Below are 14,462 nucleotides of genomic sequence, written 5' to 3' on the forward strand. Positions count from 1 at the left end.
CGCCCGGCGGAAATGCCCGGGTCGCGCCTCTTAGCTCTGTCCTACTGCGCCGCCTCTGTGCTTAAGCGGCGGCGATGATCGCAACCGGTCCGTCTTCAGCTGCTTTCCCGACATACTGCCATCAGCGGGCCCGTGCGCGCGTAGGGCTGCTGCAATCGCTGCGTTTCGCGCCGGGGACCGATTATTGCGCGCACACGCGTAAGACTGCTGCAATCGCTGGGTTTCGCGCCGACTGACATGCCGCGCGCCCGTGTCGTCACCATGAATGCCGCGCTCGGGCCGCTCGATTACCGGGTGCCGGACGGCATGCAGGTCGAACCCGGCTCGGTCGTCGTCGCCCCGCTTGGCCCACGCCAATTGCTCGGTGTCGCCTGGGAAGCGGAGCGCCTGCCGACCAGCGAAGTGCCTGACGAGCGCTTGCGTCCGCTTGCGCGTGTTCTCGACGTGCGGCCGATCGCCACGCCGCTTCGCCGCCTCTGCGAATGGACAGCGGATTATTATCTGTCGCCGCTCGCCTCGGTGCTGCGGATGGTCCTGCCCTCCTCGGCCGCGCTCGACGGCCCCCGCCAGCTCACCGAATATAGACCGACCGTCCTCGTCCCCGACCGTCTGACCCCGCAGCGCGAGAAGGCGCTGGCCTCGATCCAGGGCCGCCAAGGCACGGTGCGCGAATTGGCCGACCACGCCGGTGTCAGCGACTCCGTGATGCGCGGCCTGGTGAATGCGGGCGCGCTGGAAGCGGTCGCCGTCACTGCCGACCGGCCGCTCGACTGCCCGGACCCGGACCACGCCCCGCCCGATCTCAATGAAGATCAGCAGGACGCCGCCGCGAGCCTCGCCGCCGCCATCGGCAAAGGCTTCGACCCGGTCCTGCTCGACGGCGTCACGGGATCCGGAAAGACCGAAGTCTATTTCGAAGCGATCGCGGAATGCCTGCGCCAGGGCAGACAGGCCCTCGTCCTCCTGCCGGAAATCGCGCTCACGGAGCCGTTCCTCAAGCGCTTCGAGGCCCGCTTCGGCTGCGCGCCCGCCGCGTGGCACTCCGACCTTCGCTCGTCGCAGCGGCGGCGGACCTGGCGCGGCATTGCCAGCGGCGAGGCCGCGGTCACGGTCGGCGCTCGCTCGGCCCTGTTCCTGCCCTATTCCAACCTCGGCCTCATCGTCGTCGACGAGGCGCACGAACCGACCTTCAAGCAGGAAGAAGGCGTTCAGTATCACGCCCGCGACTGCGCGGTGATGCGTGCGCGTTTCGAGGACATTCCGGTGATCCTCTCCTCCGCCACGCCGGCGATCGAGAGCCGCCACATGGTCGAGATCGGCCGCTACCGCGAAGTCAGCCTCCCTCAGCGTTTCGCCGGCGCGTCCTTGCCGGAGATCCGCGCCATCGACCTGACGCAGGACCCGCCGCCGCGCGGCCGCTGGCTCGCGCCCGAGCTGGTCAACGAGCTCGAAGCGAACCTCGACCGCGGCGAGCAGTCGTTGCTGTTCCTCAACCGCCGCGGCTTCGCGCCGCTCACCTTGTGCCGGCACTGCGGTCACCGCTTCCAGTGCCCGAACTGCACCGCATGGATGGTCGAGCACCGCCTAATGCACCGCCTCGCCTGCCACCATTGCGGCCATGTCATGCCGCCGCCCAAGGAATGCCCGGAGTGCGGCACCGAAGACAGCCTGGTCGCCTGCGGACCGGGCGTCGAGCGCATCGCCGATGAAGTCGCGGCACTGTTTCCCGAGGCCCGAACTGCAGTCGTAACGTCCGACACGATCTGGTCGCCGATCCGCGCCGCCGAGTTCGTCGGCGCGATGGAAGCGGGCGCCATCGACGTCGTCGTCGGCACGCAGCTGATCACCAAAGGCTATCACTTCCCGAACCTCACCCTCGTCGGCGTCGTCGATGCGGACCTCGGCCTGGCCGGGGGCGACCTCCGTGCGGCCGAACGCAGCTTTCAGCAGATCCAGCAAGTCGCGGGCCGCGCGGGCCGAGGCGACAAGCCCGGCCGAGTTCTGGTGCAGACCCACGACCCGGACGCTCCGGTCATCGCTGCGCTCATCTCCGGAGATGTCGCGGGTTTCTACGCCGCAGAGACCGAGGCCCGCCACGAAGCAGCGATGCCGCCCTTCGGACGCCTCGCGGCCATCGTCATCTCTTCCGAAGACGCGGGAGAAGCCGAAAGCGTCGCTCGCCGCATCGGCCATTCGGCGCCGCAGGTCGAAGGAATGGCGGTGTTCGGGCCGGCCCCCGCGCCGCTTGCGATGCTCCGCGGCCGCCACCGCCAGCGCATCCTCGTCCACGCCAGCCGCAGCCTCGACGTCCAGGACGTCATCCGCGACTGGCTCGCGGCCAACGAATGGAGCTCGAAGGTTCGCGTCAGCGTCGACGTGGATCCGTACAGCTTCCTCTAGGCGGGCAGCGGTTCGGCGGGCCGGTTCGAACGGGACCACATGGGGCCGACCAGGTGCCCGCGACGGACCGCGAGTACGATCATGTACGCTCCTGCGGCAGTCGCCAGCAGCAAGGCGATGATCGAAGCCTCAAGGCCGAATTGGCCGCCCGACAGCAGTTCCGGGCCGCTCATCTGCGCTTCCACAAAACCCTTCTGGTCGATGCCGGACACGTTGACGTCGAAAATCTGTCCTTGCGTGAAATTCCACCCGGCATGGAGCCCCATCGCAAGCCAGAGATTGCGCGTCAGCATATAAGCGCCGCCGAGCAGCACGCCCGCTTCGACGGCAATTGCGAACGAGGAGAACCAAGTCGCGTTCGGGTTCAGGATGTGGGCAAGCCCGAACAAGGCGGAGGTCACCGCAAGCGCTGCCCAGCTGCCGGCGAATTCCTCGATGAAGCGGAACAGGATACCGCGGAACAGCAGCTCTTCGGTAAAGGCCGGCATGATCGCCGCGCCCACCAATGCGGGGATCAGGTAGCTGGCATCGCCGGGCCCGACGATCCGGTAAACGCCCGCAATGGCTGCAATGCCGACGGCTGCCGCCATGATCCCGAACCCGATCAGCAGTCCAAGGCCGAGATCGCGAAGCGCGTGCGGACCGCGCAGATCGTCGCGAGGATGTTCGCCAAGCCGGGTGATGAACAGCTTGTAGACAAGCAGGACCAGCAGGAACGTCACTGCACTCGCCACCACCAGCTGCAGGTTTTGCGGCTGGAGCTTCAGAAAGGAATTCGTCCCGATCGCCCCTGCGGCGGACGCCAGCATGAACGCGATCGTCGCGATGACCATCGCCACGAGCGGAAAATCCACGATCCGCCGCCACAGCGGCCGGTCGCGCACGGTTGCAGTCTGTTCCATTGTGCCCCTCCCCTTTTGCGGCTGTTGAGCCTCAAGGCAGGGTCGGAGGCAAGCGCTTATTCGACCAGCGGCAGTTCCGGCGCTGCAAGGCTGTGCCCTTCGGCGGCCAACAGCTTCTTCTTGTTATCCAGCCCGCCGCCGTAGCCGCCCAGGCTGCCGTCGGAACGGATCACCCGATGGCAGGGGACGATCACCGAGACGGGGTTCGACCCGTTGGCAGTGCCGACCGCCCGAACCGCTCCTGGCTTGCCGACGGCAGCCGCAATGTCCGCATAGCTCCGCGTCTCGCCGACCGGGATGTTGCGCAGCTCGCGCCACACCGCTTCCTGGAAAGCGGTGCCGCGGACGTCGACCGGGATTTCAGGAGCTTCCGCGGGCGCCTGGATTGCCTTGAGAGCCGCGTCGACCCAGGGCGCGATGGTGCCGTCATCCGGAAGGACGGTCGCATTGGGGAAGCGCCGTTCCAACGCCGACTGGTCTTCGCCGAAGGTCAGCCGGCAGATGCCCTTAGTGGTCGCCGCAATCAGCAGCGGCCCTAGGGGGCTGTTCGCAATTACGTAGCGGATCGTCTCACCCCTGCCGCCATCGCGCCAAGCCGAGGGTGTCATGCCCAGTCTCTCCTTTGCATCGCTGTAAAATCCGCTGGGGCTCTGATAGCCCGCGTCATAGACGGCGTCGGTCACGCGCTCGCTCCCGTCCAGCGCCTGCTCGGCCCTCCGGCTCCGCAGTCCCCTCGCATATTCCGCCGGCGACACGCCAAGGTCGCGCTTGAATAGCCTCTGGAAATGGTGGGGAGCATAGCCGACCGCTGCTGCCAGTTCGGCAAGGTTCGACGGCTCTTCCGCAGCTTCGATGATTCGGACCGCGCGCGCCACGGCTTCGCGGTCGCGCCCGACCTCGTCCGGCTTGCAGCGCAGGCAGGCGCGGAACCCCGCCGCCCGCGCGCTTTCCGCATCGGCGAAGAAGCGGACGTTCTCGCGTTTCGGCCGGCGTGCCGGGCAACTCGGCTTGCAATAGATGCCGGTCGTCAGGACGGCGCCGATCACTCGCCCGTCCCAACCGCGGTCCCGGCGCTCGAAGGCCGCCCAAGCTTGGTCCGTATCGTTCGCGCGCATCAGCATGCCGCTCTTATAGGCGCCCGCGGGGCTGCGAGCATCCCGAACCTTGCGTTCAAACCGCATGCTCGCGGTTGCATCCCCGGCCACCCCTTGCTAGGGGCGCGCGCAACCCATGGGGGCGTGCGGCCAACCGGCTGCGACAGCGCCCTTTTTCGCATGGGGGCAATTCCAGTTCTGGAGCTTACAAGCGCGTGGAGACATCCGGCGGCATTCGGGCCAGCTTAGCGGGGCGCTACGCGTCAGCGCTATTCGACCTTGCCCGCGAGCAAAAGCAGATCGACGCCGTCAGCCGCAGCCTCGAGGCGCTTCGGCAGGCACTCGCCGATTCGAAGGATTTCGCCGACCTGGTGGAGAGCCCGCTGGTCTCCCGCGATGAATCGGGCAAGGCGTTTGCAGCGCTTGCGCCGCAGCTCGGCCTCGATCCGATCACGACTAATTTCGTTGGCGTCCTCGCCCGCAACGGCCGCAAGGGCCAGCTTTCGGCGGTGATCCGCTCGTTCCGCCGCCTGGCATCGGAGCATCGGGGCGAATCGACTGCCGAAGTGATCACCGCCCGGCCGCTGAACGACGACCAGATCGCACAGCTCAAGGCTCAGCTTCGCGCCCGCGCCGGCCGCGACGTCAATATCGAAGCTGAAGTCGATCCCGCCATTCTCGGGGGCATCGTCGTCAAGCTGGGCAGCCAGCAGATCGACGCTTCCATCCGCACCAAACTCAACCGTCTCGCATCCGCGATGAAAGGCTAAGAAGACCCATGGACATCCGCGCCGCTGAAATTTCCCGCGTCATCCGCGACCAGATCGAGAACTTCTCGGCCGACGCCGAGGTCTCGGAAGTCGGCACCGTCCTGTCGGTCGGCGACGGCATTGCTCGCATCTACGGCCTCGACAACGTCCAGGCCGGTGAGATGGTCGAGTTCGGCAACGGCACCAAGGGCATGGCCCTCAACCTCGAGGCCGACAATGTCGGCGTCGTGATTTTCGGCTCCGACGCCGAAATCCAGGAAGGCTCGACCGTCCGCCGCACCGGCACCATCGTCGACGTGCCGATCGGCAAGGGCCTCCTCGGCCGCGTTGTCGACGCGCTTGGCAACCCGATCGACGGCAAGGGCCCGATCGAATTCACCGAGCGCCGCCGCGTCGAGGTGAAGGCGCCGGGCATCATCCCGCGCAAGTCGGTGCACGAGCCGGTGCAGACCGGCCTCAAGGCGCTGGACGCGCTCGTTCCGGTTGGCCGCGGCCAGCGCGAGCTGATCATCGGCGACCGCCAGACCGGTAAGACCGCCGTCGCGCTCGACACCTTCATCAACCAGAAGCAGGCGAACGCCGGCAACGACGAGAGCCAGAAGCTTTACTGCATCTACGTCGCCGTCGGTCAGAAGCGTTCGACCGTCGCGCAGATCGTCCGCGCGCTCGAAGAAAATGGCGCGATGGAATATTCGATCGTCGTCGCCGCGACCGCGTCCGAGCCGGCGCCGCTGCAGTTCCTCGCACCGTACACCGGCTGCGCGATGGGCGAATTTTTCCGGGACAACGGCATGCACGCCGTCATCGTTTACGACGACCTCTCCAAGCAGGCCGTCGCTTACCGCCAGATGTCGCTCCTCCTGCGCCGCCCGCCGGGCCGCGAAGCCTATCCCGGCGACGTCTTCTATCTTCACAGCCGCCTGCTCGAGCGCGCCGCCAAGATGAACGAGGCGAACGGCGCCGGGTCGCTGACCGCGCTCCCGGTCATCGAGACGCAGGCAGGCGACGTGTCGGCCTACATTCCGACCAACGTGATCTCGATCACGGACGGCCAGATCTTCCTCGAGACCGACCTCTTCTACCAGGGCATTCGCCCGGCGATTAACGTCGGCCTTTCGGTCAGCCGCGTCGGTTCCGCCGCGCAGACCAAGGCGATGAAGAAGGTCGCCGGCTCGATTAAGCTGGAGCTCGCGCAGTATCGCGAGATGGCCGCCTTCGCGCAGTTCGGTTCGGACCTCGACGCCTCGACCCAGCGCCTGCTGGCCCGCGGCGCCCGCCTGACCGAGCTCCTGAAGCAGCCGCAGTACAGCCCGATGCCGGTCGAAGACCAAGTCGCGTCGATCTATGCGGGAACCCAGGGCTTCCTCGACACTGTCGATGTGAAGGACGTCACCCGGTACGAAGCCGCGATGCTGAGCTACCTTCGCTCGGAAAAGCCCGAGATTCTCGCCAAGATCCGCGACACCAAGGCGCTCGACGACGACACCGCCGCCGCGCTCAAGGGCGCGCTCGGCGAGTTCGGCAAGCAGTTCGCGTAAGGGCAGCTAGACCGCAATGGCCAGCCTCAAGGCACTCAAGCTTCGCATCGGCACCGTCAAGTCGACGCAGAAGATCACCAAGGCGATGAAGATGGTCGCCGCGGCGAAGCTGCGCCGTGCGCAGCAGAATGCCGAGGCCGGCCGTCCCTATTCGACTCGCCTCGCCGACGTCGTGGGCTCTCTCGCCAGCCGTGTCGCGGTCGGTCCGCAGAGTCCGAAGCTGCTTGCCGGCACCGGCAAGGACGACACCCACCTGATCGTCGTCGCGACCAGCGACCGCGGTCTCGCCGGTGCGTTCAACACCAACATCGTGCGCGCGGTGCGCCGCCGTGCCGACGAGCTGACGGCGCAGGGCAAGACGGTCCTGTTCTACATCGTCGGCCGCAAGGGCCGCCCGGTCATTCAGCGCCTCTATCCCAATGCGATCATCGCCCAGTACGACACCAGCGGCATGAAGGCGCCGGCCTATGCGGACGCACAGGCGATCGCGAAGGACATCATCGATCGCTACACGACCAACGGCATCGACGTCGTCCACCTCGCTTATGCGAACTTCCGTTCGACCCTGGTGCAGGAACCAACGATCGACCAGATCGTCCCCGTCGCGCCGCGTGCGGCAAACGACGCTGGCTCTGGCTCCACCTCGCTCGCCGCCGTGGAATATGAGCCGGACGAGGAGGAAATCCTCGCCGACCTGCTTCCGCGCAACGTCGCGGTGCAGATCTACCGTGCGATGCTCGAAAACCAGGCCGGCTTCTACGGATCGCAGATGACCGCGATGGACAACGCCACGCGCAACGCCGGCGACATGATCAACAAGCTGTCGATCATGTACAACCGTCAGCGCCAGGCCGCCATCACCACCGAGCTCGTCGAAATCATCTCGGGCGCCGAAGCGCTCTAACGAACACCCCAGGAAGGCAAGGAAGACGCCATGGCCACCGCCGCCACCGAAACCAAGACCCGCTCCCGCAAGACCGGCCAGAGCCAAGGCTCCGCCACCGGCTCCGGCCCGGCGATGCAGGGCACCAGCAACCTGACCGGCCGCGTTGCCCAGGTCATCGGCGCCGTCGTCGACGTCGCGTTCGAAGGCGAGCTTCCGCCGATCCTTTCCGCGCTTGAGACCGACAATGGCGGCAACCGCCTCGTTCTCGAGGTCGCACAGCACCTCGGCGAGAATCTGGTCCGTACCATCGCCATGGACTCGACCGACGGCCTTACCCGTGGCCAGGTCGTCAACGCGACCGGCAGCCAGATCAGCGTCCCCGTCGGACCGAAGACGCTCGGCCGGATCATGAACGTCATCGGCGAGCCGATCGACGAGCGCGGCCCGATCGGTGCCGATCAGACGGCTCCCATCCATGCTTCGGCGCCGGAGTTCGTCGACCAGTCGACCGAAACCAGCATTCTCGTCACCGGCATCAAGGTCATCGACCTGCTCGCGCCTTACGCGAAGGGCGGCAAGATCGGCCTGTTCGGCGGCGCCGGCGTCGGCAAAACCGTGCTGATTCAGGAGCTGATCAACAACATCGCCAAGGGCCACGGCGGCACTTCCGTGTTCGCCGGCGTCGGCGAGCGTACCCGCGAGGGCAACGACCTTTACCACGAGTTCCTCGAGGCGGGCGTCATCGCCACCGACGCGGACGGCAATCCGACCAGCGAAGGCTCCAAGGTCGCCCTCGTGTTCGGCCAGATGAACGAGCCGCCGGGAGCGCGCGCCCGCGTCGCTCTGTCGGGTCTGACCATCGCCGAATATTTCCGCGACCAGGAAGGCCAGGACGTTCTGTTCTTCGTCGACAACATCTTCCGCTTCACCCAGGCGGGTTCGGAAGTGTCGGCACTCCTCGGCCGTATTCCTTCGGCCGTGGGCTATCAGCCGACGCTGTCGACCGACATGGGCGCGCTGCAGGAGCGCATCACCTCGACCAACAAGGGCTCGATCACCTCGGTGCAGGCCATCTACGTCCCGGCCGACGACTTGACAGACCCGGCGCCGGCGACGTCCTTCGCTCACTTGGACGCGACGACCGTGCTTAGCCGCGCGATCTCGGAGCTCGGCATCTACCCCGCCGTCGACCCGCTCGACTCCACGTCGCGCGTGCTGACCCCGTCGGTTGTCGGCCAGGAGCACTATGAAGTCGCCCGCGCGGTCCAGGAGACTCTGCAGCGCTACAAGTCGCTTCAGGACATCATCGCGATCCTCGGCATGGACGAGCTTTCCGAAGAGGATAAGCTGGTCGTCAGCCGCGCGCGGAAGATCCAGCGCTTCCTCAGCCAGCCGTTCCACGTCGCCGAAGTCTTCACCGGCATCCCCGGCAAGTTCGTCGCGGTCGAGGACACGGTCCGCTCGTTCAAGGCGGTCGTGGATGGCGAATACGATCACCTTCCCGAAGCCGCTTTCTACATGGTCGGCGGCATCGAGGAAGCGGTCGCCAAGGCCGAGAAGCTGGCGCAGGAAGCCTAAGCAATGGCCGCCGCGCTTCGCCTCGAGGATTGCGTCAATCAGGTCTGTCCGTGGTCCGGGAAACCGGTCAGCGCGGACAGCCTGACGCTCTATCGGGGCAAGGTCGTCGGCTTCTGCAACACCGGGTGCCGGGACAAATTCGAGAGCGCGGCATCCGCGTTCGACAGCGCGATTGAAGGCAAGAGATAATGGCCGATCTGCATTTCGAACTCGTCACGCCGGAGAAGCTGGTCTCGTCCGGCGAGGCCTACATGGTCGTCGTCCCCGGCGCGGAAGGCGAAAGCGGCATCATGGCGGGCCACGCGCCTTACATGACCACTCTCCGGGATGGCGAGATTGCGGTTTACCGCAGCGCCGGCGCCCAGCCGGAGAGGATACGGGTGACCGGCGGCTTCGCGGAAGTCAGCGACCGCGGCCTGACCGTACTTGCGGAGAGCGCGGGCTAAGCCCTGCGGCATAGTTAACACGACTTTAGGGAAGCACGGTTAGCAATCCTCCCGCCTGAGCGGGGGAAGAATGCAACACGAGCCGGCGGCCCAGTTTCGCGCGCACGAGGTCCGCTCGGGCTCGACCCTGCTTGCGCGGACGATCCCGAGCCGGTGGCTGATCGCTGGCCTGCTCGCCTATCTCAGCCTTGGCCAACTGCTGCTCTGGCGCTTCCTCGACATGGCGCCGGCCGCCGCTTTCGCCGTCGCCGCACCCCTGGTGGCGCTGGTCTGCTGGTCCGCCACAAGGCCGCAAGATGAACGCTCCTCTCCAGACCCGCGGCTGGCGGCATTCCTGATAGCTCTTGCCGCCTCCACGGCCTTGTTCCTGCTCGGCGGCGAAGGGCGGGTCTTCTATTCCAATATCGACTGGCAGGTCCGCGATGCCGTGCTGCGGGACATGGCGGTAAACCCGTGGTCGTTCGCCTACGAGGCCGGTAGCGAACTGGAGGTCCTACGGGCGCCGCTCGGCATGTATTTCGTGCCGGCGCTGGCGTGGAAAGCTTTCGGCCCCGTCGCCGGCGACTGGGCGATGCTCGTCCAGAACAGCGTCCTCCTCGCCACGCTGCTGACACTCGCGAGCACGCTTTTCAGCAATATGCGCGAGCGGCTGACCGGACTTGCGGTCTTCATTCTCTTCAGCGGCCTCGATGCGCTGGGCGCCCTCGCGACCGGGCGGTGGGCCGACCACCTCGATGCGTGGGCGGGGACCGAATTCTCCTCGACCATCACCCTGGCCTTCTGGGTTCCGCACCACGCGCTCGCCGGCTGGTCAGGAGCGCTCGCCTTCCTGCTGTGGAGCAAGGGCGGGCAATCGATCCGCTTCCTCGTGGCTCTCCCGCCCCTCCTCGCTCTCTGGTCTCCCTTCGCCCTGATCGGAACCTTGCCGTTCGCCGGTGTCGCGGTCGCAGGTGCGATGCATCGCAAGCAGCTGCACGCGCGCGACCTGCTCGCTCCCGCCCTCACGCTCGCCCTTGCGGCCCCCAGCCTCGTCTATCTTAGCGCGGCCTCGCCGTCGGTAGGCGCCGGGCTCAGCGACCTGACCGTGGTGCAATTCCTCTTCTTCGAGGCCGTCGAGACGCTGCCCTATCTCGTGCCAATCGCTCTCCTCGCCGCACGTTGCCGCGAGCACCGCGCCGCGCTCTGCGTTCCAGCCCTGTGCCTGCTCGTAGCTCCGTGGTTTCGGATCGGCACGTCGATGGACTTCGCGGCACGCGCCACGATCCCGGCACTCGCGATCCTAGCTTTACTAACCGCCGACGCCCTCGCCCGGCGCCGCGACGGTGCGCCTCGAGGCGTCCGCATCTGGCTGTGCATGGCGTTGGGCATCGGCACGATCACAGGTGCCGCCGAAGTCACCCGCGCCGCCGTCCACCGGCCCGCGCCACGGCAGGATTGCTCGTTTATCGACGCCTGGAATCTCAGCTTCGGCCGTTTCCCCAAGGACGCCTATCTGGGGCGGCTAAACGACATGCCGCCGCTCCTCCGCCCGACGAGCCCCTCGGCGGCCAAACCGTCCGGTCCGGGACCTTGCTCGTTCGACGGCTGGTACCGCCCCCTCCCGCCTGACTTCTCGAAATCGCGAGACTAGGGATGGCCGACCTCGCCCGAACTCCTGCTCGGTTCGAAGCCGAACCGCTGCGAATCGGCGTCGCCACACTGCTCGATAGGCAGGGTGTCTGGTTCGCCGCCATCGCCTGCCTCGCGCTCTTGCAAGCCGCGTTGATCTTCACGCACGAGCCGTGGCTCGACGAATGGCAGGCGCTGCAGATGGCCTTGCAGTCGCCGACGTTGCCAGACCTGCTCGCGAACCTCCGCTACGAGGGACATCCGCCGCTCTGGTACCTGATCCTGCGCGCGATCGGATCCCTCGTACCGCCGGCCTGGGTGCTGGCGGCAGCCCTCGCACCCATCGCGCTCGTGACGAGCGGCGTCATCCTGTTCGCCTCCCCATTCAGCCGCTGGCAGAAGCTCTGCCTCGTCACCGGCGAGCTCATCCTGTTCGAATATCTGACAATCTCGCGCAGCCTCAGCCTGGGCGTCTGCCTCGTGCTGGTTGCCTTCGCCGCGCGGCGGAGCCGCTGGGCTTGGCTGGCCATCGCGCTCCTGCCGATGTGCGACTTCCTCTTCGGAGTCCTTTCGCTGGCGCTGGTCGTCATCATGTGGCGTGAACGGCGACTCTACCTTCCCGGCGTGGCGCTCTGGATCGCGTCGGGGCTGCTCGCCGCCTTATCCGTTGCACCACCCAGCGACGCAGCGCCGGCGCTCGGGCCCGGTTCTCCGCTGGCCGAAACCTATCACTGGATCACGCGCCTCGGCCTGCTCCTCCTTCCTTTCCCCGTGGGCGCCAACAACGTGCCGCAATGGAGCGCCGACGTGCCGTTCGGGCTTGGCATCTTGTTAGGCCCGCTGTTCCTTCTGTTCGCATTCAACCAGCTTCGCGAGGACCGGCTGCACATGCTGCTCTTCGCCGGCTTCCTTGCGGTCACTCTCGTCTTCACGAGCGCGGTATACCCGCTCCACGTCCGGCATCTCAGCCTCGCGGCGCTCTTGCTCATTCTTCTCAAATGGCGGGACGTGGAGCGCGGCAGTCGAGCGAACGCGGCCTTCGACATCTGGCTCGTCGTCGGCGCGGCCTGCGGCCTCGCGGTAGCGGCCATCAATCTTAGCCAGCCCTTCGACACAGCCGCGTTCGCCGCCCGCGACATTCACCGCCTCGGCCTTCAGGAGAAGCATTGGCTCGCTTATCCCGGGTCGCGCGCCTCCGGGGTCAGCGCACTGACCGGCATCGAGTTCGAACCGGTAGGCCGCGGCTGCCGCCAGAGCTTCGTCCGCTGGGACCGCCAGACCGGCGTCGATCCGGCGCAACTCGAAACGTTTTTTCGCCAAGCAATCGCGCGCTACGGCCGCTTCTATCTGCTGACCGACCGTCCCTTGGCGATGCCGTCCGACCTGATGCGGCTCCTCTCGTTCGTGCCTGGGGGGTACGAGGGCCAGGAATATCACCTTTATGTCGTCGGTCCGGCTCTCGCCGAGCGCGCCGTGACAGTCCCGCCGTGCAGGCCTGCGAACCGCCTTCCGCTCATCGTGGACCCCGCCTTTGCCGCCCCATCCGACGGTTAGAATTTCTTTAGGCATATTCGGCTACTGCCGAGCCACAGTGAAATAGAAACGAGCGGCTGCAGGCATGAGCGCATTCGGAAAGCGTGGTGGAATCGGTGGTGGGCGTCCGAGCTTCGGCGTCGCACGGCCGATGAAGAGCGGACCCGGCGGCGCTCCGGTGGAAGCCGAGCTGCCGTCCGGTGGCGATCAATTCCCGCCCATCGAAGACCTGGGCGCCGGCGGCGACACTCCGTCGGGCGACGCGATCGGCCAGGGCGGTGCGATGGACCGCCTGACCGCGCGGCAGAACGCCAGCGGCGAGGCCGGCAGCAGCAAGGTCGAAGGCTTTGAAGCGGCGGTCCACCGGATCAAGGAACAGGTTCTCCCGCGCCTTCTGGAGCGCGTCGACCCCGAAGCCGCGGCGACGCTCAACAAGGATGAGTTGGCCGAGGAATTCCGGCCGATCATCGGGGAGGTCCTCGCCGAGCTGAAGATCACGCTCAACCGGCGTGAGCAGTTCGCGCTTGAGAAAGTGCTCGTCGACGAGCTTCTCGGGCTCGGGCCGCTGGAAGAATTGCTTGCAGACCCGGCCGTCAGCGACATCATGGTCAACGGCCCCGACCAGACCTACATCGAACGCAAGGGCAAGCTCGAGCTCGCCCAGATCCAGTTCCGCGACGAAGAGCATCTGTTCCAGATCGCCCAGCGGATCGTGAACAAGGTCGGCCGCCGCGTCGACCAGACGACCCCGCTCGCCGATGCCCGCCTTCAGGACGGCAGCCGCGTCAACGTCATCATCCCGCCGCTGTCCCTTCGCGGCACCGCCATCTCGATCCGCAAATTTTCCGAAAAGCCGATCACGCTCGACATGATGAAGGGCTTCGGGTCGATGTCGGACAAGATGGCGACGGTGCTGAAGATCGCCGGCGCATCCCGCATGAACGTCATCATCTCGGGCGGTACCGGCTCGGGTAAGACGACGATGCTCAACGCATTGTCAAAGATGATCGACCCGGGCGAGCGTGTGATCACGATCGAAGACGCGGCCGAACTCCGGCTTCAGCAGCCGCACTGGCTGCCGCTCGAAACGCGTCCGCCCAACCTCGAAGGCCAGGGCGCGATCAGCATCGGCGATCTCGTCATCAACGCGCTGCGTATGCGTCCCGACCGCATCATCCTCGGCGAAATTCGCGGCAAGGAGTGTTTCGACCTTCTTGCAGCCATGAACACCGGCCACGACGGATCGATGGCCACGCTCCACTCCAACTCCCCGCGCGAATGCCTCGCGCGTATGGAGAACATGGTGATGATGGGCGACATCAAGATCCCGAAGGAAGCCATCAGCCGCCAGATCGCAGACTCGGTCGACCTCATCGTCCAGGTGAAGCGCCTTCGCGACGGTTCGCGCCGCACCACCAACATCACCGAAGTGATCGGCATGGAAGGCGACGTCATCGTCACCCAGGAGCTGTTCAAGTTCGAGTATCTCGACGAGACGGCCGACGGTAAGATCATCGGCGAATATCGCTCGATGGGCCTGCGCCCCTACACGCTGGAAAAGGCCAAGCAGTTCGGCTTCGACCAGCCGTACCTTGAGGCCTGCCTCTAGGTTCAACGAACAGCCGCCTGGAGGCTCGCCTCTAAGCGGCTATTGCTCCCATCGTCCCGGGCCTCCATTGCGGAGGAACAACGATCGTGGAGCTTCGC

The 14,462-nt window shown here is 66.4% G+C and carries 12 protein-coding genes; 10 read left to right on the forward strand and 2 right to left on the reverse strand.

The genetic code is table 11. The features are described from left to right. Window positions 1-237 precede the first annotated feature (237 nt). A complete protein-coding gene (locus VIL42_01260; GenBank protein ID HEY8591473.1) occupies window positions 238-2,400 on the forward strand; it encodes a primosomal protein N' in 2,163 nt (720 codons plus the stop codon). Here the strand turns inward: VIL42_01260 and VIL42_01265 are convergent. Together VIL42_01265 and VIL42_01270 are read right to left on the reverse strand one after the other, a co-directional pair. Further along, on the reverse strand, window positions 2,397-3,302 hold the full coding sequence (locus VIL42_01265) for a CPBP family intramembrane glutamic endopeptidase (GenBank protein ID HEY8591474.1): 906 nt from the start codon (window positions 3,300-3,302) through the stop codon (window positions 2,397-2,399). The two genes, VIL42_01260 and VIL42_01265, sit on opposite strands and share 4 nt — an antisense overlap. 56 nt (window positions 3,303-3,358) lie before the next feature. After that, the gene (locus tag VIL42_01270) at window positions 3,359-4,417 is read right to left on the reverse strand and encodes a methylated-DNA--[protein]-cysteine S-methyltransferase (protein HEY8591475.1); all 1,059 of its coding nucleotides are present in this window, start codon (window positions 4,415-4,417) and stop codon (window positions 3,359-3,361) included. Between the two features lie 194 nt (window positions 4,418-4,611). Between VIL42_01270 and VIL42_01275 the strand changes: the two genes are divergently transcribed. From VIL42_01275 to VIL42_01315, 9 genes are all read left to right on the forward strand, one after another. Continuing rightward, window positions 4,612-5,166, forward strand: coding sequence for a F0F1 ATP synthase subunit delta (locus tag VIL42_01275; protein ID HEY8591476.1), 555 nt, complete (start codon window positions 4,612-4,614; stop codon window positions 5,164-5,166). 8 nt (window positions 5,167-5,174) lie between these two features. Next, window positions 5,175-6,704, forward strand: a complete 1,530-nt coding sequence (gene atpA, locus VIL42_01280) for a F0F1 ATP synthase subunit alpha (protein ID HEY8591477.1) — start codon at window positions 5,175-5,177, stop codon at window positions 6,702-6,704. Between the two features lie 16 nt (window positions 6,705-6,720). Further along, on the forward strand, window positions 6,721-7,608 hold the full coding sequence (locus VIL42_01285) for a F0F1 ATP synthase subunit gamma (protein ID HEY8591478.1): 888 nt from the start codon (window positions 6,721-6,723) through the stop codon (window positions 7,606-7,608). A 114-nt stretch (window positions 7,609-7,722) separates the two neighbouring features. Further along, window positions 7,723-9,168: a F0F1 ATP synthase subunit beta gene (gene atpD, locus VIL42_01290; protein HEY8591479.1), complete on the forward strand. Its 1,446-nt coding sequence runs from the start codon at window positions 7,723-7,725 to the stop codon at window positions 9,166-9,168. 3 nt (window positions 9,169-9,171) lie between these two features. After that, window positions 9,172-9,357: a glutathione S-transferase gene (locus VIL42_01295; GenBank protein HEY8591480.1), complete on the forward strand. Its 186-nt coding sequence runs from the start codon at window positions 9,172-9,174 to the stop codon at window positions 9,355-9,357. Then, window positions 9,357-9,614, forward strand: coding sequence for an ATP synthase F1 subunit epsilon (locus tag VIL42_01300; GenBank protein ID HEY8591481.1), 258 nt, complete (start codon window positions 9,357-9,359; stop codon window positions 9,612-9,614). Before VIL42_01295 ends, VIL42_01300 begins: the two co-directional genes overlap by 1 nt. Window positions 9,615-9,684: 70 nt before the next feature. Then, window positions 9,685-11,244 carry a hypothetical protein gene (locus tag VIL42_01305; protein HEY8591482.1) on the forward strand — a complete coding sequence of 520 codons (1,560 nt, stop codon included), beginning with the start codon at window positions 9,685-9,687 and terminating at the stop codon, window positions 11,242-11,244. A gap of 2 nt (window positions 11,245-11,246) precedes the next feature. Then, a complete protein-coding gene (locus VIL42_01310; protein HEY8591483.1) occupies window positions 11,247-12,776 on the forward strand; it encodes a hypothetical protein in 1,530 nt (509 codons plus the stop codon). Window positions 12,777-12,840: 64 nt separating this feature from the next. Next, window positions 12,841-14,364 carry a CpaF family protein gene (locus tag VIL42_01315; protein ID HEY8591484.1) on the forward strand — a complete coding sequence of 508 codons (1,524 nt, stop codon included), beginning with the start codon at window positions 12,841-12,843 and terminating at the stop codon, window positions 14,362-14,364. Window positions 14,365-14,462 lie beyond the last annotated feature (98 nt).

The sequence above is a fragment of the Sphingomicrobium sp. genome (genome assembly GCA_036563485.1).
Classification (GTDB): domain Bacteria; phylum Pseudomonadota; class Alphaproteobacteria; order Sphingomonadales; family Sphingomonadaceae; genus Sphingomicrobium.

What these genes read in the sequence shown, in the direction of transcription:
- VIL42_01260 (HEY8591473.1), top strand. Translation starts at nt 238, where the DNA reads ATGCCGCGCGCCCGTGTCGTCACCATGAATGCCGCGCTCGGGCCGCTC.
- VIL42_01265 (HEY8591474.1), bottom strand. Translation starts at nt 3,302, where the DNA reads ATGGAACAGACTGCAACCGTGCGCGACCGGCCGCTGTGGCGGCGGATC.
- VIL42_01270 (HEY8591475.1), bottom strand. Translation starts at nt 4,417, where the DNA reads ATGCGCGCGAACGATACGGACCAAGCTTGGGCGGCCTTCGAGCGCCGG.
- atpA (HEY8591477.1), top strand. Translation starts at nt 5,175, where the DNA reads ATGGACATCCGCGCCGCTGAAATTTCCCGCGTCATCCGCGACCAGATC.
- VIL42_01285 (HEY8591478.1), top strand. Translation starts at nt 6,721, where the DNA reads ATGGCCAGCCTCAAGGCACTCAAGCTTCGCATCGGCACCGTCAAGTCG.
- atpD (HEY8591479.1), top strand. Translation starts at nt 7,723, where the DNA reads ATGCAGGGCACCAGCAACCTGACCGGCCGCGTTGCCCAGGTCATCGGC.
- VIL42_01295 (HEY8591480.1), top strand. Translation starts at nt 9,172, where the DNA reads ATGGCCGCCGCGCTTCGCCTCGAGGATTGCGTCAATCAGGTCTGTCCG.
- VIL42_01300 (HEY8591481.1), top strand. Translation starts at nt 9,357, where the DNA reads ATGGCCGATCTGCATTTCGAACTCGTCACGCCGGAGAAGCTGGTCTCG.
- VIL42_01305 (HEY8591482.1), top strand. Translation starts at nt 9,685, where the DNA reads ATGCAACACGAGCCGGCGGCCCAGTTTCGCGCGCACGAGGTCCGCTCG.
- VIL42_01310 (HEY8591483.1), top strand. Translation starts at nt 11,247, where the DNA reads ATGGCCGACCTCGCCCGAACTCCTGCTCGGTTCGAAGCCGAACCGCTG.
- VIL42_01315 (HEY8591484.1), top strand. Translation starts at nt 12,841, where the DNA reads ATGAGCGCATTCGGAAAGCGTGGTGGAATCGGTGGTGGGCGTCCGAGC.